The sequence below is a fragment of the Streptomyces spirodelae genome (assembly GCF_017676385.1).
Classification (GTDB): Bacteria; Actinomycetota; Actinomycetes; order Streptomycetales; family Streptomycetaceae; genus Streptomyces; species Streptomyces spirodelae.
In genome coordinates, this window is record NZ_JAFFZN010000020.1 from 30,955 (window position 1) to 48,485 (window position 17,531).

The 17,531-nt window shown below is 67.4% G+C and carries 20 protein-coding genes and 1 pseudogene; 15 read left to right on the forward strand and 6 right to left on the reverse strand.

What is annotated here, in order from left to right:
• Positions 1–593: 593 nt before the first annotated feature.
• The 3 genes from JW592_RS20870 to JW592_RS20880 form a co-directional block, all read right to left on the reverse strand.
• Positions 594–1,142: a GIY-YIG nuclease family protein gene (locus JW592_RS20870; RefSeq protein WP_372446548.1), complete on the reverse strand. Its 549-nt coding sequence runs from the start codon at positions 1,140–1,142 to the stop codon at positions 594–596.
• Between the two features lie 222 nt (positions 1,143–1,364).
• The gene (locus tag JW592_RS20875) at positions 1,365–1,907 is read right to left on the reverse strand and encodes a hypothetical protein (protein ID WP_209266707.1); all 543 of its coding nucleotides are present in this window, start codon (positions 1,905–1,907) and stop codon (positions 1,365–1,367) included.
• A gap of 271 nt (positions 1,908–2,178) precedes the next feature.
• Entirely contained in the window at positions 2,179–2,430 is a 252-nt protein-coding gene (locus tag JW592_RS20880) for a hypothetical protein (RefSeq protein ID WP_209266708.1), read from the reverse strand.
• 405 nt (positions 2,431–2,835) lie between these two features.
• Between JW592_RS20880 and JW592_RS20885 the strand changes: the two genes are divergently transcribed.
• Positions 2,836–3,237 (forward strand): squamosa promoter-binding protein 15, encoded by a 402-nt coding sequence (locus tag JW592_RS20885; protein ID WP_209266709.1) that lies wholly within the window; start codon positions 2,836–2,838, stop codon positions 3,235–3,237.
• A 923-nt stretch (positions 3,238–4,160) separates the two neighbouring features.
• Here the strand turns inward: JW592_RS20885 and JW592_RS20890 are convergent.
• Positions 4,161–4,358: a hypothetical protein gene (locus tag JW592_RS20890; protein WP_209266710.1), complete on the reverse strand. Its 198-nt coding sequence runs from the start codon at positions 4,356–4,358 to the stop codon at positions 4,161–4,163.
• Between the two features lie 446 nt (positions 4,359–4,804).
• Between JW592_RS20890 and JW592_RS20895 the strand changes: the two genes are divergently transcribed.
• The 12 genes and pseudogenes from JW592_RS20895 to JW592_RS20950 all read left to right on the forward strand — a co-directional run bounded on the left by JW592_RS20895 (position 4,805) and on the right by JW592_RS20950 (position 13,381).
• Complete coding sequence (locus JW592_RS20895; RefSeq protein WP_209266711.1) at positions 4,805–5,119, forward strand: putative quinol monooxygenase; 315 nt, start codon at positions 4,805–4,807, stop codon at positions 5,117–5,119.
• Positions 5,109–6,335, forward strand: coding sequence for a helix-turn-helix domain-containing protein (locus tag JW592_RS20900; protein WP_209266712.1), 1,227 nt, complete (start codon positions 5,109–5,111; stop codon positions 6,333–6,335). The genes JW592_RS20895 and JW592_RS20900 overlap by 11 nt, the downstream gene beginning before the upstream one ends.
• Before the next feature lie 313 nt (positions 6,336–6,648).
• A complete protein-coding gene (locus JW592_RS20905; protein WP_209266713.1) occupies positions 6,649–6,999 on the forward strand; it encodes an SCO3933 family regulatory protein in 351 nt (116 codons plus the stop codon).
• Between the two features lie 2 nt (positions 7,000–7,001).
• On the forward strand, positions 7,002–8,369 hold the full coding sequence (locus JW592_RS20910) for an FtsK/SpoIIIE domain-containing protein (protein ID WP_209266714.1): 1,368 nt from the start codon (positions 7,002–7,004) through the stop codon (positions 8,367–8,369).
• Positions 8,370–8,457: 88 nt separating this feature from the next.
• Positions 8,458–9,093 (forward strand): DUF2637 domain-containing protein, encoded by a 636-nt coding sequence (locus tag JW592_RS20915; protein ID WP_209266715.1) that lies wholly within the window; start codon positions 8,458–8,460, stop codon positions 9,091–9,093.
• 20 nt (positions 9,094–9,113) lie between these two features.
• Positions 9,114–9,305 (forward strand): mobile element transfer protein, encoded by a 192-nt coding sequence (locus tag JW592_RS20920; protein ID WP_209266716.1) that lies wholly within the window; start codon positions 9,114–9,116, stop codon positions 9,303–9,305.
• Between the two features lie 14 nt (positions 9,306–9,319).
• The gene (locus JW592_RS20925; protein WP_099883006.1) at positions 9,320–9,514 is read left to right on the forward strand and encodes a hypothetical protein; all 195 of its coding nucleotides are present in this window, start codon (positions 9,320–9,322) and stop codon (positions 9,512–9,514) included.
• A gap of 14 nt (positions 9,515–9,528) precedes the next feature.
• Positions 9,529–9,810, forward strand: a complete 282-nt coding sequence (locus tag JW592_RS20930; RefSeq protein WP_209266717.1) for a hypothetical protein — start codon at positions 9,529–9,531, stop codon at positions 9,808–9,810.
• Positions 9,811–9,932: 122 nt separating this feature from the next.
• Positions 9,933–11,272: pseudogene (locus tag JW592_RS20935) on the forward strand (replication initiator).
• The gene (locus JW592_RS20940; RefSeq protein ID WP_209266718.1) at positions 11,269–11,496 is read left to right on the forward strand and encodes an excisionase family DNA-binding protein; all 228 of its coding nucleotides are present in this window, start codon (positions 11,269–11,271) and stop codon (positions 11,494–11,496) included. The pseudogene JW592_RS20935 and the gene JW592_RS20940 overlap by 4 nt, the downstream one beginning before the upstream one ends.
• Positions 11,493–12,734 carry a site-specific integrase gene (locus JW592_RS20945; RefSeq protein ID WP_229376520.1) on the forward strand — a complete coding sequence of 414 codons (1,242 nt, stop codon included), beginning with the start codon at positions 11,493–11,495 and terminating at the stop codon, positions 12,732–12,734. Before JW592_RS20940 ends, JW592_RS20945 begins: the two co-directional genes overlap by 4 nt.
• A gap of 314 nt (positions 12,735–13,048) precedes the next feature.
• Complete coding sequence (locus JW592_RS20950; protein WP_209266720.1) at positions 13,049–13,381, forward strand: hypothetical protein; 333 nt, start codon at positions 13,049–13,051, stop codon at positions 13,379–13,381.
• A gap of 328 nt (positions 13,382–13,709) precedes the next feature.
• Here JW592_RS20950 and JW592_RS20955 read toward each other — a convergent pair whose 3' ends face one another.
• Positions 13,710–14,186 carry an NUDIX domain-containing protein gene (locus JW592_RS20955; RefSeq protein ID WP_209266721.1) on the reverse strand — a complete coding sequence of 159 codons (477 nt, stop codon included), beginning with the start codon at positions 14,184–14,186 and terminating at the stop codon, positions 13,710–13,712.
• A 144-nt stretch (positions 14,187–14,330) separates the two neighbouring features.
• Between JW592_RS20955 and JW592_RS20960 the strand changes: the two genes are divergently transcribed.
• Positions 14,331–15,506 carry a helix-turn-helix domain-containing protein gene (locus JW592_RS20960; protein WP_307805488.1) on the forward strand — a complete coding sequence of 392 codons (1,176 nt, stop codon included), beginning with the start codon at positions 14,331–14,333 and terminating at the stop codon, positions 15,504–15,506.
• 117 nt (positions 15,507–15,623) lie between these two features.
• The gene (locus JW592_RS20965) at positions 15,624–15,989 is read left to right on the forward strand and encodes a DUF6415 family natural product biosynthesis protein (RefSeq protein WP_209266723.1); all 366 of its coding nucleotides are present in this window, start codon (positions 15,624–15,626) and stop codon (positions 15,987–15,989) included.
• Between the two features lie 955 nt (positions 15,990–16,944).
• On the opposite strand, the gene JW592_RS20970 is transcribed toward JW592_RS20965, so the two are convergent.
• Complete coding sequence (locus tag JW592_RS20970) at positions 16,945–17,418, reverse strand: GntR family transcriptional regulator (protein ID WP_209266724.1); 474 nt, start codon at positions 17,416–17,418, stop codon at positions 16,945–16,947.
• Positions 17,419–17,531 lie beyond the last annotated feature (113 nt).

The window sequence follows — 17,531 nt, forward strand, 5'->3', positions numbered from 1 at the left end:
CCGCGGTCTCCGTCCTATGGCTCGGTCGCCGGCCTGGCGACCAGTGCGCCTCCGATGCTCGTGCAGGGGACGACGCACCACACACCGGTCAGGTCCCGAGGCAGTAGGCGCTTGGCACCACCAACGCCAAGTGGGGCTGGCACCACCCTCTCGGCCGGCCGACTGAAGGTCGGCCCGGACGCCACTCGGACACCGAGGCTCAATGGCATGAAGATGCATCGAGCCCGCAGGGCGGATCTTGCGGCACTCCGAATTCACGATGGCCTGCGACGTGCACTCGTGTGGTGAGGGAGCGAGCGGCGTTCCCGCCCTCGTCCCACCTTCCCCACGGGCGGTCGATGTCGGACCTGATGTCCCAGCAACACCAGAGGCCCCGCATCGATCATGATGCGGGGCCTCTGACCTGCGGAGCCGCCTGTCGGATTCGAACCGACGACCTTCTGTTTACAAGCTGTGGACAGCTCGGACATCCACGGTCGGAGTGGTCGCATGAGCGGCGTTCACAGGGGACTACGGCCAACAACGGTCTACGCGGTTGCTGTACTTCGCTGCTGTACAGCAACCGCTGGCGGTCTGCACGTGAGACGCCCCGGTCACGAAGTGACCGGCAGTTCCCTGGCCCGCTGCCGCGCCTGCGAACGCATCTCGGTGAGACGCGGGTGGAAGGAGTTGTGCCGGTTCTGATCGAGGTTCAGCGGGAGGTCGAGACTGCTGATCAACTCTGCCTCGACCGTCCACGGCTCGGGATGCTCCAGCCAGCACACCCGCGCGTGCTCGGCCATCCACCCACTCAACACCGTCTCACCGGCCTTGGTGAACGTCATGCGCTTCCCGCTGCCGACGCGACGCAGTTCCAACCCGAGCAGACACCCCAGGGTGAGCCGCAACGTGGACCCGTAGGCGTTGCCGCGGAAGTGGTACCGCACCCGCTTCCGCAGGTTCTGCGTGCTCGTCCTGGTCGCCATGTGCCGCGGCGCAATCCCCACGTATAGGAGCCGGCCTGACGGCAAGTCCGGGTGCGGCGCCTCCTCGAAGTGCCACCCGTACGCCCCTGCCACTCCAGGCACGGGTCCTGGACGTGACAAGACCTCACCGGCCGACCAAAGTTGCCCGGGTCTGGTCAGAGCGTCCGCGTGCACCACAAGCCTCCTGCAGTCGACTTACGAGTGTCGAAGCTACCTCGCACTCGCGCGCTACTGCTGAGGTGCCCTCGGAGTCCTGAGCGTGGGAATCACGGGGCCTGCCGTGCGCTCAAGCGATTCTGACCTGCGTAAACGGTGGATTCTCGTCGGGGCCTCAGGACCCACCAAAACCGCTGATTGACCGTGGTTCGCCGCCTTCTCAGGCACCGGTCGGGCACGGGCCTATCCCTGGCCGGCAAGCGATCGGGCTTCCCGCCGCCGACGCTGTGCCAGGACACGACGACGGGTTGCGCCACGAAGGAATGGACCGTAGGGCCGCAGCTCGCGCTGCATGGCCATGAGGCACAGGTCGAGTTCCGGTTGGTTCTCGTAGCGGTAGCCAGGGTCTTCTTGATCGAATTGTTCATCGCTCTCGGCCGGGGAGGCGCGCCACGCGCTCTGGCGGAAGGGCCCGCCTAGCCTGCGTGTCTCGCGCACCAGGTCTGTGTAGGCCATGGCCACAGTGCGTGATTCCAACTCAAGCAGGGCTCGGAAGTTCTGCATGCGCTCCAGCGTCGTGTAGGTCAGCTCACCAAGGGCCGCTCGCGTCTCTGCATCACTGCGAGCTCGCCACCGAACTCTGTAGGGAAGGTCCTGGTAGGCGCGCACTGCTGCCAGCGCCTCGGCGAAGAGGTCACGCCGCTGGGCTCGCCTGCTGGCGTACTGGTTCGCGAGGTAGCCCAGAACCGTGGCCAGCGCGGCTACTGCTGCGGTCAGCAGCGCCACTTGATTCTACTTGTCCAACTAGAACCCCCGGTAGACGGAAGCAGAGTATCGAGCCGCGCGGAGTATCTACGGGGGAGGTAGCTGTATGAGGGACTGGCCGACGTGCACGCTTTCCAACTGTGGCGTCGAGCCAGCGGCCGTCGTTCGAGGTCGTTCACCTGGGTCCATGGGCCGGTTTATCACCGAGACGGTGACCGCCCTGGGGCTCATCTGAACGACTGTGAACGGCGCTGAATGAGACGGAAACTGAGACGGCCCGGAGCATGGGGCCTCACACGATGATCTCGGACCGTTCTCGAACTTGGTCGTCCAGCTTGCCTGACTCCAAGTCGCTCAGAGCGGCTGCGTATCCGGCCATGACCGCCTCGTGCACGACATCGTGGAGGTCAACGGGGATCGCGTCGAAGATGCCGGAGCAGACGTTCGCGGCTGCGTCGTGCGCGGGTCGGTAGTGCGTGTCGCGGATGCCGGCGCCCAAGTGACTGACGAGACTGCTCAGATCTTCCTTGTGGTCATCGCTCACGTCGACGTCACTACCCTCGTGCCTTGGTCTAGAACCGCACTTCCGTGGCCTCGGCCGATGAAAGTCAGCCGCAGTGCATGGCCAGTCAACGGGCTTGGCACGTAGGTGCCTTGCTGCGCTTCCACTGGCCTCAGCCGCTTGGCTGTGGCACCCCGGCCGACCCTTTCGTTGCGAACTACGGGCGGGGTGGTTGGTGGGGTCGGCTGGGGCCTGTGGCGGGGCGTTGGCGGCTGGCGCGGGCTGCCTGTGGTTGTGGGGGTTGCTGTACTTCGGTGCTGTACTGCTCGGTCTCTTGCTGGCCGGGGCGTGCCACGTACTTGCTGCGGACGGTCCGGGACGGCCACTCTCACCCTCCTCCCCGAAAAACGTTGGTCGACCGTTGGCCGTTCTTGTACAACGCTTTCCATGAGTTGGGTTACGAACGTCATGGTCTCGGTCGACTCGGAGGACATCGCGAATGTGGAAGCGTTGAGCGATTGGCTGTGGACGGAAGCCCCGCAGCGTGCTGAGTCGGCGGCTAGTGGGGTGGGGTACCTGAGACGGCTGACCAGCGATCAGGACAACCAGTGGGGTGGCTGGAAGAACCCTGAGTGCGAGGTGTGGGCCGGTGCCCTGAACCATGCCGACCTCGATGCCCTCAAGGAGCGGTTCATGGAGACTCCGTGGCGTGAACCGAACGCGGTGCAGCTGTTGGTGATGGATCAGGAGGAATCGTTCTTCCGCTTGTGGATGGTCCGTGGCAATGAGCTGCGGCAGTTTGCACCGCTGGAGCCAAATGAAAGGGATAAGGGCTTCTACTTGGAGTGAAGAGCCTGGCCACCGAGGTGCAGTTTCTTGGTCAGAGGCGCCCAGTGTTGTGAGCAGGCTGTGACAGAAGCTATCCAGCGAGTGCCCCCGACGCCTCAGCCACAGAAGGTTAGCCACGATGACGGGACCGATGCGGCGCACCCGCACGTGGTCTCCTCAGCCACTCACCGGCATCAGCCACGCTTACTGGTTTTGGTCTTTGACCCGCAGGCGCCTCCGCGAAGCCCCAGCTGGCCATCAGCGATGGCGCAACCGGCCCGCAGACCGCGATGAGACCGGGCGCCGCGCCACGGGCCTTGTCGGCCTCGTGCGCTTGGTGGTGCTCGTGTTGGCGGTCGTCAGCCGGTGACCGACCAGTATCGGATGAAGCGCGCCATACTTTGGCGACTGGCGGGTTGCTGTTTCGGGGTGCGCGCTGAGCGGCCTGGGGTCGGCGCGGAGCGGGGCGGAGACAGGAGCGGGCGGCGGCCACGGGCCGCCAGCGCGCGCGGCCTGCGTCAGCGGGCCGCCTTGAAGTCGTAGAGAAAGTTGTTACGCGCGGGTCGTTCGTGGCCTGGGTGCGAATTCGTAGGCACAGGTCGGGAGTTGCCTGCCTTGGCGGTGGAGCAGAGGCAGGTAGGAGACCGGTCGTGCGGTCCAGGCGATGCGGGTGCTGTGCTGGGTGAGCGTGAGGCTGAAGGAGCGGCCTTGGTGTAGCGCCTGGGCCGAGTACGTCTGTCCGTCCGTCACCCAGTACCGCGCTTGGCGGTAGGGCTCGTCGTCCAAAGCGGATGCGATGGTCAGGAGGCTGGTGCGCACCCAACGGATGGCTTGTCGCGCGCTGGTGGCGTCGAATGATCCGAGTAGGGCAGGGGCAGCGCCGGTTGCCGGGCTCTGGGTCCAGCATTCGCACCAGTAGCCGTGTCGGGTGACGGTTGCGGGGGTCATCGTGCGCTCCTGGTGGCACAGGCGGACAGTGCGTATCGCGTGGCGTCGTCGAAGGCTGTGAAGGTGTAGGTCTCGCCCCGTGTCAGGAGTGAGAGCGCGTGCTCGTGCTCGGCCTGGTCGTTGAGCCAGTGGCGTACCGGGGTCGCTGCCGGGGTGTCGAGCTGGTCGGCGATGTGGCTTGCCCGGTGGAGCATCCAGCGCAGTGCCAGGCGTGGTGTCGGGGCGGAGCATGATCCGAGTGGGAAAGACCGGCCTGCCGTAGGTGCGTAGGCGGCTGCTTCGCAGTGGAAGGCCCGCTGCGGTGTCGCGCTGCCGGGGCAGTGCCGGCGGATGCCTCCTGGCTGCGCGGGAGCTGTGCGGCTTTGACGTTTGAGTGCCTGCTGCGGAAATGGATGCGTCGAAACGATCAAGTTTCGGAGGTTGCGTGACATCGGCCCTCCCCGGGGTGACCTGCGCCTTTGCACGGCAAAGCTGGGGTACGGCTGACGCACGGAAGCCGCAGCCGTACAATTAGTACCAGCACCGTACCCCGTGTGCGGGTACCGCAAATGCGAGATCGTACTTTTCGTGCGGGTTATCGCCGCATACGGTTCACGCTGAGGTGTGGTGCCGAGACGAGTGATCAGCGAAGGGAGAACACATGTTCGGGCTGATGGTGCGCTTCACGTGCAAAGACGAGGACGCCGCCGCGCAATTCGATGCCTTGGTCTCGCGCACTGGGGAATTGATCAAGAAAAACGAGCCGGGCACGCTGGTCTACGCGGTTCACCGCGTAGACGGTCGGCCACTGGAACGGATCTTCTATGAGCTCTACCGCGACAAGGACGCCTTCGAGACGCACGAGTCGCAGGACTACGTTCAGACGTTCCTCGCCCAGCGGGACCTGTATCTGGCCGACGTCCAGGTAGATCGCTTGGAACTCATGTCCGGCAAGGGCGTTGACGTTGAGCACTGAGTACGCGAAGGCGCTCGGCCGGAAGATCGCCTTCAATCGCAAACGTCGCGGCCTGTCCCAGAAGGAGTTCGCCCGGCTCCTGGAGCGCTCAGAAGCATGGGTCTCCCAGGTGGAACGCGGAGTACGCCGGATTGACCGCATGACGGTGCTGGAGAAGGTCGCCGACGCCCTTGACCTTCCGGTGGGGGAACTGGCCGCCGAGGCTCCGATCATTGCCTCGGTTGCGGACGGCGAACCCCCAGGTGCCAACCGGCTTCGCCTGGTCCTGAGCGCCGCGCACTCACTGACCGCCATCCTGGGCCAGCACGAACCGCCGGATGTCCCCGCGTTGAGCACCAAGGTCGACCGGGCATGGTCGCTGGCGCACGGCGGCAACTACGCGGACTTGGCGGAGCTCCTGGAAGAGCTGGTCCCCTCTCTGGAGGGAGCCGTGCGGTCCGGCCCAGACGAGCAGCGTCCGCAGCTTTTCCGGCTGATGGCCGCCATGTACCACACGTGCAGCGGCGCTCTGGCCAACATGGGTGAAGCGGAAGCGGCATGGATCGCGGTTGACCGCGCCGTGGTCGCTGCCGAGCGCGCTGACGATCCGCTCCTGATGGCGGCCGGAGAGTTCCGGCTGTCCATCGTCTTCCTCGGGGCCCGCCACTTCGAGCAGGCGGCGCAAGCCTCGGGGACGGCCGCCGACGCCCTCCGCCCCCTGGCGGACTCGGGAGATCTTGCAGCGGTGGCCCTTCGTGGCGCTCTGACACTTCAGCGAGCTGTCGCCGCTGCACGCCTGAATGACGCTGACGCCGCGTACGACTTCCTGAGCGAAGCCCGGTCCATGGCTCAGCAGGTCGGCGAAGGTCGCAACGACTACAACACCGAGTTCGGGCCGACAAACGTCGGCCTGCATGAGGTCTCGGTGGCGGTGGACCTGGGGGATGCCGGCGTCGCGTTGCGAGCCGCACGTGACATCGACGCCTCTGCGCTCTCCTCGGAGCGTCAGACGCGCTTCAACCTCGACATCGCCAGAGCACAAGCCCAGCGGCGACAGGTCGGACCCGCGGTCGAAGCACTGCTCAAGGCGCGCGAACTGTCACCGGAGATGGTGCGCGCCATGCCCCTGGTCAAGCAGCTCGTCTCGGACCTGCTGACCATGAGCCAGCCACCATCCGACCAGCTCAGAGGGCTGGCGAACGAGCTGGGCGTACAAGAAGTGCGGACTAGTACCTGAAGTACTAGACAGTACTTGGAGTACGGGTTACTGTGGTGAGCGTCAACACACCCCTCTGCAACCAGCAGGGCGGGGGGTGTTGGCATGCGAAAGCGCACCGACGCGGGAAGGCAGACCCGCACCGATGCGCTTCGGAGGCCACAGAAGAGATGTGGCCTGAGCGGGAGGCAGCCCACTCAGGCCGGGTGCGTCGTTGGCATCAACGCTTCTCGAAGCGTATCGCGCCCAGTCGGCAAGCGGTCAACCTCCCGTTGCGTGACTATTTGTTGTCTTATGCCCTGAAATGGGGCAATCGCAAAGGGAGTACTGCGTCGTGCGAACGATTCGTATTGACACGTCCACCGCGACGGTCCTGCTGACCGAGATCCCCGAGCCGAAGGTGCGGGACCGTCAGACCGGCGAGGTGGCCAAGGACGCCACCAGCGGCGAGACGCTGATGAAGGTCGGCGTCGTCTACATCGACGAGGGCGAATCCTCGCTGATCCACGTGACCGTGCCCGAGAGCGGTATCTCCGAGGGGCTGACGCTGGGTGCTCCGGTCTCGCTGCCGGGTCTGGTGGCTCGGCCGTGGGACTCGGTGTTCAACGGGCAGCAGCGTCACGGCATCGCTTACCGGGCTGCCGCTGTCGCGCCGGGTGCCGTTCCGGCGGGTGTGGGGGCCTGACCGTGTCCGAGCTGATGACTCTGGTGGAGGTAGGCGGCCCGGTGGCCGGTCTCGGTGCCGGTGCCGCCTACCTCCGGGCCCGGCACCCTGCCGCGTACTGGTTAGCGGTTGGCATGCCTGCCTCGGCTGTGCGGCTGCTGGGTTCGTACGGGTCGGTCATGGATTCGTGTGGGCTGACGGTGCAGCCGTCCCGTCTGCGGGCGCTGGCTGTGCGGGCGACCACTCGTCGTGAGGTGCGGCCGGTGCCGCCTCGTCGGGGGATGCTGCGGCCGACCTCGACGGGCCTGCGCATCAGGCTGCGGCTCGCGCCGGGCCAAGAGCCTGCCGACATAGCCGCCTCGGCTGAGCGGCTGCGGCATGCCTGGGGCGTTCATGGCGTCTATGTCGAGCCGGTCAAGCCCGGTGTGGTCGAGCTGCGGCTCGTCGGCTTCGACGTGCTACGGCGGGTGCGGATGCCGCGCAAGGCAGGCGGCGGGTTCCTGCGAGTGCCGGTGGCGCTGCGTGAGGACGCGACCGCCTTCGTACGGGACTTCCGCGCTATCCCGCATGAGCTGGTGCTCGGGGCCACGCTGTCGGGCAAATCGATGTACCTGCGGCACCTGATCACCGGCCTCGCCGCTCAGCCGGTCGCGCTGGCCGGTATCGACTGCAAGCGGGGTGTGGAACTGGCGCCGTTCGCTCCTCGGCTGTCCGCGCTGGCGACTGATCCGGGGCAGGCGGCCGAGCTGCTGCCCGCGCTGGTGCAGGAGATGGAGGACCGGTACGACCTGATCCGTGCCCGGCAGGGCATCGCACCCACCACGCCGGATGAGGAGATCACCTCGGACGTGTGGGGCCTGCCCGAGAGCGAACGGCCGGTACCGATCGTGCTGTTCGTGGACGAGGTGGCCGAACTCTTCCTCGTCGCTTCCCGCAAGGACGAAGAGCGGCGGGATGAGATGGTCACCCAGCTCATCCGGCTCGCCCAGCTCGGCCGTGCTGCGGGGATCTATCTGGAGGTGTGCGGGCAGCGGTTCGGGGCCGAGCTTGGCAAAGGCGCCACGATGCTCCGCGCCCAGCTCTCCGGGCGGGTCTGCCACCGGGTGAACGATGAGCCCTCGGCCAAGATGGCTCTCGGGGACATCGCCCCCGAAGCGGTCGGCGCTGCCTGCACCATCGCCCCCGAACGCCCCGGCCTGGCGGTTGTCGGCGATACGTCCGGCGGCTGGTCCCGCATCCGCACCCCCTACCTGTCCCTGGCCGACGCCGCCGCCCGCTGTGAGCGCACTGCCGACCTGGTGCCGGACCTTGCCGCACTCCGGCTCTTCCGGCCCGCCGTCTCTGCTGTCCGGCCTGCCTCGCTGACAAAGCCCCGGTCCGCTACCGCCTGACCTTCCGCTTTCTCCGATTCGGCCGGCGCGTCCGTCTCGCGCCAACTCCCTACCCCTCCCATGCCGAAAACGAAAGGAGGTGCCACCCATGCGCGCCCACCTCGCCCGCGTAGACGCCGTGCTCGTACAGGCCGTCATCGCTGCCGCGCTGTCCTTCGCTCACCTGCACGACCTGGCCTCGGCCGCCGGACAAGACGGCTGGAAAGCCTGGGCCTACCCGGTCTCGGTCGACCTGCTGTTGGTCGCTGCCTGGCGTCGGCTGCGCTCCGGACGGGACCGAACGGCGGGCTGGTGCTGGTTCCTCGTCGCCCTCACGGCTTCTCTGGGCGCCAACATCGCCACCGCCGGGCTCCTCGACCTGGGCGACGTTCCCGACTGGTTGCGCATCCTCGTCGCCGGGTGGCCTGCGCTGGCCTTCCTCGGCGGAACCCTCCTCGCCCACGCCGCCCCGACACAATCGGCCGACGCCGAAGACCGGGAAGCGCCTGCGCCGGACGCCGTACATGTCCCAGCGCCCACGCCCGTCGCCGAGCCATCGCCCCAGCCTCCGGCCGAATCGTCCGCGCCGACAACGCCGGTACCGGCGGCGCTGGTCGACCACGCCCGCAAGATCGCCAACGCCCACCAAACGCGAACCGGCTCCCCCATCGACGCTGAGACCCTCCGCGCCCGTCTCGGCGTCCCCGCTGCGCTCGCTGACCAGGTCGCCGCTCAGCTCACCTGACCGAACTGGAGGACTGCGCTATGCCGCTCAACCGCCGCTTCCGCTCCGTGACCCGCATCGGCCCCGTGCAGGTCGGCACCGCCCACGACGGCCGGGGCCGCGAGAAGCACACCGCCGCCTGCACCGCCCCGCGCTGCGGCTTCTCGACCGACTACGACTCGCGCGCCGCCGCTGAGCTGGCCGCCCGCACCCACCGCTGCCCCATCCGCTGAAAGGAGAGCTTCCCGTGACTGTGAACCTGCCCCTGGTCGTCGTCCTGGGCCTGCTGGTGTGGGGCGCCGTGAAGTTCCTCGGCGTCCGCGTCTGGCTCGTCGTCGTGATCGCCCTGTTCGGCTTCTACCTCGCCGACACCTTCCTCGCCCCCGCCATCGACAACGGCACACGCACCGGAGTCGAAACCGTCAACGGCAACCACGACTAGCAGGAGACCCACCCATGTTCCTGCGCCCCCAACTCCCCGACACCCACACCCCGAACCTGCCCACGACCGCCCAGCAGATGCACGCCCCCACCTGCGGCTGCCAGCACTCCGCACCCCTCACCACACCGCCGCAGCGCGCGTTTCCCTCGGTCGGTTCGGGGGCCGTCACGGCCGTGGTGGTCGGTGGCGTGGTCCTCGTCGCGCTCCTGGCCGCCGTCGTCGTCACGGCCGTCTCGGTCGCCGTGGCCGCTGTCGTCCTGCGCTCGCTGCTGGGCGCCCAGCACCGCCGCCGCTGAACGGCTCCCGGGGCGGCCCAGAAGCCGCCAAGCATCCGCCGCCCCGGAAGCCCAAGCCCCTTCCCAACCCCAAAAGCCTGAGAAGGAGTACAGCCATCATCACCCGTCCCACCCCGCCCCCGGTGACGGACCTGGCAAACCTCGCCGCAACCGGCTCCCTGCCCGGTATCCTCCGCCAGCTCTCCGGCCTGGGCGGCTGTACCCACCCCATCCGCCTGGCCGGCCACCGCACCAAACACAACCTCAACACCACCACCGGCGAAATCGGCCCGGCGCTTCGCCGCCTCGACTCCAACGACCTTCCGGCCGGTGACCTCCTGGTCCGCTGCGGCAACCGCCGCACCACCCCTGTGCCGCCTGCGCCGAGACCTACCGCTGCGACACCTTCCACCTGATCACCGCCGGACTACGCGGCGGCAAAGGCACCCCCGAAGAGGTCACGACACACCCGCGCATCTTCGCGACCTTCACCGCCCCGAGCTTCGGCCCGGTACACAACCGGCCCAGCACCCGCGCCTGCCGCTGCGGCCGCCGCCACGCCGCCGACGATCCGGCCCTCGGGTCGCCGCTGGACCCGGACCGGTATGACTACGAATCCGCGGTGCTCTGGAACGCCCACGCGGGCATGCTCTGGCGCCGCTTCACCATCCACCTCCGCCGCGAGATCGCACGCCGCGCGGGCCTCACCCAACGGGAGCTCCCGGAACGCGCCCGGGTGTCCTTCGCAAAGGTCGCCGAGTACCAGAAGCGCGGCGCGGTTCACTTCCACGCGGTCATCCGCCTCGACGGCCCGGCAGGCGGTGAGTCGAGGCCCCCGCACTGGGCGTCCGCCGAGCTGCTGACCGACGCCATCCGCGCCGCCGCTACACGGGCCGTCGTCCCTGGGCCCGTCCTCGACGGTCGCACGCACACGTTCGCCTTCGGCCGCCAGCTCGACATCCGCACCATTCACGGCCCGGACCTCGACGGCGGCCAGGCCCTCACCGACCGCGCGGTCGCCGCCTACATCGCCAAGTACGCCACCAAGGGCGCCGAAACAGCCACGGGCACCCTGGACCGCCGTCTGCGCTTCGTCGCCGAGCTGGCAACCCTCAACCTCCCGCAGCATGCCGAACGACTCATCCGCACCGCCTGGGCCCTCGGCGCCCGCAAAGACCTCGCACACCTCCGCCTGCGCGCCTGGGCCCACATGCTCGGCTTCCGCGGCCACTTCTCCACCAAAACCCGCCGCTACTCCACCACCCTCGGCGCCCTCCGCAACGCCCGAGCCGAATGGCAACGCCTCCAAGCCGCCATCGCACGCGGCGACGATCCACAAACGGTGGACATCGAGGAAACAACGCTCGTCCTCGCCCACTGGACCTACGCCGGAACCGGCCTCACCCCAACCGAACAGTGGCTGTCCGCATCCCTCGCCGACAACGCCACCACCCCCACCACGGAAGGAGACAACGCCCGATGACGGCAACCGCGACCACCATCACGCCCAAGTGGCACACCACGGCCGAGGTCGCCGCCATGCTCGGCTTCGGCCTCTCCAAGACCAAGATGCTTGTCCTCACCGGAGAAATTCGCTCGGTCAAGGTCGGCCGCAACCGCCGCATCCTCCCGGCCTGGGTGGACGAGTACATCGAGCGCTGTGCGGCGGAAGCCGAGGCCGTCGGCGCCGAGAGGTGGTCCGCATGAGCGGCAAGCGGGGCAACGGCGAAGGTTCCATCTACCCCTACCGCAACGGCGGTTTCGCCGCGTACGTCTGGGTCACGACCCCGGACGGCAAGCGCAAGCGCAAGTACGTCTACGGCAAGACCCGCCCAGAGGTCCACGAGAAGTGGCTGAAGCTCCACAACGAGGCCAAGAAGGGCCCGGTGGCCACTCGGCACCGCACTGTGGACGGCTTCCTCAACTACTGGCTGACCTCCGTCGTGAAGCCCAACCTGGCGCCCCTGACGTACGTCGCGTACGAGGGTGCCGCTCGCCTCTACATCGTGCCCCGCCTCGGCCCCAAGCGGCTCGACAAGCTGACGGTCCGCGACGTGCGCGAGTGGCTGACGAAGCTCGCCGACACCTGCCAGTGCTGCGCCCAGCGCAAGGACGCCAAGCGCCGTCCCGAACGGCAACGCTGCTGCGCCATCGGCGAGTGCTGCGAGCAGTGCCCGAGCGGGCGGGTCGTCCAGATCGCCCGGGACACCCTCCGCGCGGCCCTGAGTCAGGCAGTGATCGAGGAGGAGATCCCGCGCAACGTCGCCAAGCTCGTACGCGTCCCGAAGCCGCGACGCCGGAAGGTCAAGGCGTGGTCCGTCGGGGAAGCCAGCCGCTTCCTGGAGCACGCCGTCACCTCGGACGACCCGCTGTACGCCGCGTGGGTCCTGGCGCTCACTCTCGGGCTCCGGCGCGGTGAGATCCTCGGCCTCACGTGGGAGTCCATCGACTTCGACGCCGGGGAGCTGTACATCGATCACCAACTCCAACGTGCGGGCCGTGAGGTCCTGCACCGGGAGACGAAGACGGAGGACTCGGAGGACTTCCTCCCCCTGCCGGAACTCTGCCTCGCAGCGCTGCGGCAGCGTCGCCAGCAGCAGCAAGAGGACCGGGAAGCGGCCGGAGAGCTCTGGCAGGACGTGCATGGGCTGATCTTCACCACTCGCTACGGGACACCGATCGAGCCTGGCAACCTCACCCGGGCCTTCGCCGTCCGCATCCGCCAAGCCGGCGTCCGCGCGATCCCGCTCCGGAACACCCGGCACACCACCGGTTCGCTCCTCGTCGCGATGAAGGTGCACCCCAAGGTGGCGCAGCGAATCTTGCGTCACTCCAAGTTCACGATGACCTTCGACGTGTACTCGGAGGCGAGCGACGAGGAGATCCGCGACGCGTTGCGCAGGCTCTCGCAGGGCTTCGAGCAGAGCGACTCATCGGGTACTTAGCAGCAAGCCCGGACGACGCATCCCGCTAGGTGATGGCCCCGTTCCTGTCACGAGAACGGAGTCTCCGGCATGCGGGCTTTCTCTCCAGCTCAGAGGACTGAAGGTGCTGGACAAAGGAGCGCATACTTGTAGATGTAGGGAAAACGAAGAAGGTGCACATCGTGTCAGACTCGGCAAACTCCCCAACGCCTACCGGTCCTGACCAGCCCGCCACACCGAACCGCGCACAGCACGATTCGCCCCAGCGGCCGCCAGAGCAGCCTGTCAGCGCCTCACGGCAGGCCGAGACGGGTCCTCTCGTTCCAGAAACTCCAGTGCTCACGAAGCAGACGTATGCAGCGCCGCTGAGCTACATCGGGAGCACCCGACGGATCGCTGTCCGGATCAAGAAGGCAGGTGCGGTCAGCCCCTTGGTGGCCGGACTCGCCTGGCTGGCAGGCTTGATCGCCATCCTGCTTGCATGGGCCTTCGTGACCGTCTGGTACGTGATCACCTTGCTGCTGTTCGCTGCCTTCTTGTTCCCCTACCGACTCGTTCGCAGGAGCCATCGAAAGCAGGAGCAGCTGCAGAAGGCTGAGCTCGCGACCATGCAAGCGATGATGATCAACCAGCAGCGTGCCCTGAATGAGAAGAGGCCACCGCAATGACCGTGCCCTCGGACCACAGCTCCGCCCGCTGCGAAGCTGGCCGAGTCGGTAACGGCCCGTAGCGATCACCCCGGTTGCTGTACTTCGCTGCTGTACGGCACGAAAGAGGCCCCGCATCGATCATGATGCGGGGCCTCTGACCTGCGGAGCCGCCTGTCGGATTCGAACCGACGACCTTCTGTTTACAAGATTCGGGCACGAGCCCATCAGTGCTCACTACGGGCCCGTGATCCATAAGCCGTGGGCGGTGGCTGACAGCCGTTGACTGCCGTCGTTGCCGTCACCGTTGCCGTCAGAAATGGTGGCTCGCACGGGGGCTCCGGCTGGACTACGCCGCTGGCAGCTCGCCGTGTTCAAGGTAGACGGGGTGACCTTCAGCGCGCGCTATGACGGCATGCTTCACGCGGCGGGCAAGCCTGGGGATCAGGAGCTGATCGAGGTCTTCGGCCGGGTGGAACTCGGCGGCCAGTAGCTCGTCCGGGGCAAGCTTGATCGAGGCGGCGGTGTCCGGGCTGAGTTCGCCGCCGTCGAAGACGTACAGCACCTTGTCGCCCTCGGTGGGGTTCGGCGCCCAGTCGATCACCAACAGGGGGCCAATGGGCGGCGTGATGCCCAGCTCTTCCTCGACCTCGCGTCGGCAGGCGGCCAAGGGGGATTCGCCCGTCTCGACGTAGCCGCCGGGGATCTCCCACATCGGCTTGTACGAGGGCTGGACCAACAGAACGCGGTCCTGGGCGTCGAAGAACAGCGCGCCTGCGGCCATGCGCGGCCGGGTCATTCGCTGCTCGTGGTCGTTCTCGGGCATGGCACGAGCCTACTGACCGTGCGCCGTGGCGCGAGTGGGGCGTTCACCTGCCGCAACACGGCTACGCATGTGACACTCGGGCTCACAGAGTGAGGGGGTCACACAGTGCGTGGCATGGCAAACCATCTCCCGTTCGGCAAGCGCGTGCGGTTCTACCGGGAGCGCCGTGGCCTGCATCAGTGGCAACTCGGTGAGCTGCTGAACCGCTCCGAGGACTGGGTGTACCGGGTGGAGTCCGGCCGCATCCCGGTGAACAACGTCAAGATGCTGTCGGACCTGGCGGGGGCCCTGCGCGTACACGTGGAAGACCTGCAAGGCGCCCCGACGCTCCTGGAAGACCACGGCACCCACGAGGGCAGTGTTCCTGCCATACGAGCCGCGCTGATGCAGTCCCGGCGGCTGGCCGGCTCCCTCTACGACGGGCGGGAGCCGCTCCGGCTGGAACGTCTCGCTGTGGAGGTGGATGAGGTCTGGGATCTGTACCAGTCCTCCGCGTACGCCCGACTGGCCGCGCGCCTTCCCGCGCTGCTGGCAGACGCCCGTCTGGCCACCCACGAGCACACTACGGGGCCGGGTCGGGTCCAAGCACTCAAGCTCTTCGCGTTGACCTGTCACGCCACTGCGGCGTTCCTCCGGAAGCTCGGCGAAACGAACCTCGCCTGGACGGCTGCCGACCAAGGCGACGTTGCCGCCAACGAAACCGGGGACCCGGGCGTCATACTGGCGCTGCGTCGCTGCGTCGCCCATGTCCAGCTCGGCGCCGGAATGGCGTCGGAAGCGGTGAACGTCACGCACGATGCTGCCAACGACCTCCCGCGCGGCTGGTGGACGACCTCACCAACCGCGCTCTCGCTGTACGGCACGCTCTTCCTGAACGGGGCCGTTGCTGCGGCACGGCTGCGCGACCGGTCTACGGCCGACGACATGATCGGGCAGGCGCAACAGGCTGCTGACCGGCTCGGGGCCGACGCGAACAAGATGTGGACCTCCTTCGGCCCGACAAATGTCGAGATTCACCGCCTGGCTACTGCCCTTGAGTTCGAGGACGTACAGCTCGCCGTGGACATAGCGCCGGGCGTGCGGCCCGGCCGGTCTCTGCCGGTGGAGCGACGGGCACGGGCGCGTCTTGACGTAGCTCGGGCCTACGGCGAAGCTGGCCGGACCGACGACGCAGCGGACCACCTGAAGCGGGCGTTCAGGACGGCCCCTGAGCAGATGAAGGCGCACGAGTTCGCCCGGGATCTGGCGCGGCGGCTGCACAGCCGGAGCCGACGCCGTGACGTTCGCGAACTCGCCTTGAACCTCGGCGCTCTCAAGTAGTCGGCATCACCCGGACGCTGAGGGGTTGACCCGGAATTTTCTTCCGGGTCAGCCCCTTTTTCGGCCTCTACGGTCTCCCCGTTCACGGCACCCAAGCGCCGGGAGGTTGGCAGACCGGTGGATGTAGCGGAGATCAAAGCAACGATCAGCACGGCTCTGGCTCAACGGTCGTCGTTGCGCCGATACGAGGAGCTGTGTGCGCTCCATAAGGACTTGGTACAGCACATCGAAGCGCTGAGGCCGTTAGCGGCAAAGCAGATTGACGGCCTTTGGCACGGCTCCCGGGAGTGGTACCGGAAACGTTCGACGCTCGACACGATCCCGTACGAAGTGGCCGAAGGACTCGGCCCGGGGCTGCTCAGTGCCGAATGCCACGTGAAGAGCCTGGGCTACACGCTGCGGTTCCTCTTGGAGAACGCCGGGTTGGAAGAGACGTCGGAAGAGTCCGCAGGGGTGAACTCTCACCCCACGGCCGACAACTGAGCCACCTGCCGCCGAACAACAGCATACGAAGCCGGACCACCCCTCAGTCCTTGGCCGGGAGAAGGGTGGTCCGGTGGAGAGTCCCAGTTCAGGACCCTGGTGCCGATGGTACCGGGGCGTTCGTCGTGCTTTCGCACGCTGCCTCGGCCGACTGAACGCAGGTCGACGAAAGAGGACTTGAACAGTGCACACCACAACGGGGACGGAGCATCAAGGCGGGTATGCGCTGGGCTGTCGATGCAGTGCCCCTGATACCTCAGGCGGGGAATGTCAGCCACGATGGCGGGACAGACGCCCGAGCACCCGCACGTATGCCCCTCAGCCACCCACCGGCCTCAGCCACGCTTCCAAAGTCCTGATCTTTGACCCGCAGACGCCTCCGCGAAGCCCCGGCCGGCCACCTGGCGATTGCGGGACCGGCCCGCAGGCCGCGACGAAACCTGGGCGCCGCGCCACGGGCTTCCCCGGTGCTCTGTGCCCGCACTACAGCGCTGTTCGGCGTTGTGCTCCTGGCCGTGCTGCTGGTGTGCGCTCGTTGGTCGGCCGAGTCGCGGGGGCCGCTTCGTTCCGGACTTCCCTGCTGGACTGGCGGGTTGCTGCGCTGGCCTGCGCGCTGAGCGGGCCGGGGACGGCGCGAGCGGGGCGGAGACAGGAGCGGGCGGCGGCCACGGGCCGCCAGCGCGCGCGGCCCGCGACAGCGGGCCGCCTTGATCCAGTAAGGAAACTCTGAACAGCTCGGCTCCTGCCCTGGAAAGGACAGCAATGCACGACGCGCACAACCACGGCATAGACCGGGCAGAGTGCGGACAGCCGGAGTGCTCCACCATGGGGTGCGAGGATCAAGGGAGCGTCGGGACGCTGAACGAGTCGGAACGCGCGCTGCTGGCGGAGATCTCGGCAATGACGAGTCGTCTCCGCGAAGAGATGGAGAGTGTGCGCGCGGAGATCGCGGAACTCAGCGAGTCGGTTTCCCAGGGCTCTGCTGCTCTTTCAGCTCTGCGACGTCCCGCTTAAGGGTCTGGACTTCAGCGTTCAGCGTTCGTAGCTGGTCGCGAATGGCGAGCAGTGTTTCGGCGTAGGGGCCGGTGGCTTCGGAGGTGTCTGGAGCCGCTGGCCCTCCGGCTTCCTTGGCTGCTTCGGGCCGCTTGGAGCTCTTGGCTTCAACGACCGCCACCACTTCTCCGTCCTGGGTGACTACAGCGTCGGCGACGTAGCTGCCGCGCCCTTGGACGGTGTAGATCAGCCCTTCGTCGCGCAGGACGCGCAGCGCGCTGCGGGCGGTCATGTTGGCGACACCGAACCGCTCCTGTAGCTCCCGGTGCGAAGGGAGCTGTTCCCCCGGCTTCAGCCTGCCCGACTTGATCTCTTTCCGGATCTCGTCGGCAGCCTGCTGGTACGGCGGGCGCGTGTCGTGAGGCGGCGGCGTCATGACCCAAGGGTAGCCCGGGTTAGCCCACCTATCACAGACAGCCATCAACCTTCCCTCAACTCAGATAGCTAGTTCGCTTGACATAGCTAGCCCAGCTAGGTGAGAGTTGGTGC

Coding starts and splice junctions, on each gene's coding strand:
- JW592_RS20940 (WP_209266718.1), top strand. CDS start 11,269: ATGACGGCAACCGCGACCACCATCACGCCCAAGTGGCACACCACGGCC.
- JW592_RS20890 (WP_209266710.1), bottom strand. CDS start 4,358: ATGCTCCACCGGGCAAGCCACATCGCCGACCAGCTCGACACCCCGGCA.
- JW592_RS20930 (WP_209266717.1), top strand. CDS start 9,529: ATGTTCCTGCGCCCCCAACTCCCCGACACCCACACCCCGAACCTGCCC.
- JW592_RS20970 (WP_209266724.1), bottom strand. CDS start 17,418: ATGACGCCGCCGCCTCACGACACGCGCCCGCCGTACCAGCAGGCTGCC.
- JW592_RS20920 (WP_209266716.1), top strand. CDS start 9,114: ATGCCGCTCAACCGCCGCTTCCGCTCCGTGACCCGCATCGGCCCCGTG.
- JW592_RS20955 (WP_209266721.1), bottom strand. CDS start 14,186: ATGCCCGAGAACGACCACGAGCAGCGAATGACCCGGCCGCGCATGGCC.
- JW592_RS20885 (WP_209266709.1), top strand. CDS start 2,836: ATGAGTTGGGTTACGAACGTCATGGTCTCGGTCGACTCGGAGGACATC.
- JW592_RS20895 (WP_209266711.1), top strand. CDS start 4,805: ATGTTCGGGCTGATGGTGCGCTTCACGTGCAAAGACGAGGACGCCGCC.
- JW592_RS20945 (WP_229376520.1), top strand. CDS start 11,493: ATGAGCGGCAAGCGGGGCAACGGCGAAGGTTCCATCTACCCCTACCGC.
- JW592_RS20915 (WP_209266715.1), top strand. CDS start 8,458: ATGCGCGCCCACCTCGCCCGCGTAGACGCCGTGCTCGTACAGGCCGTC.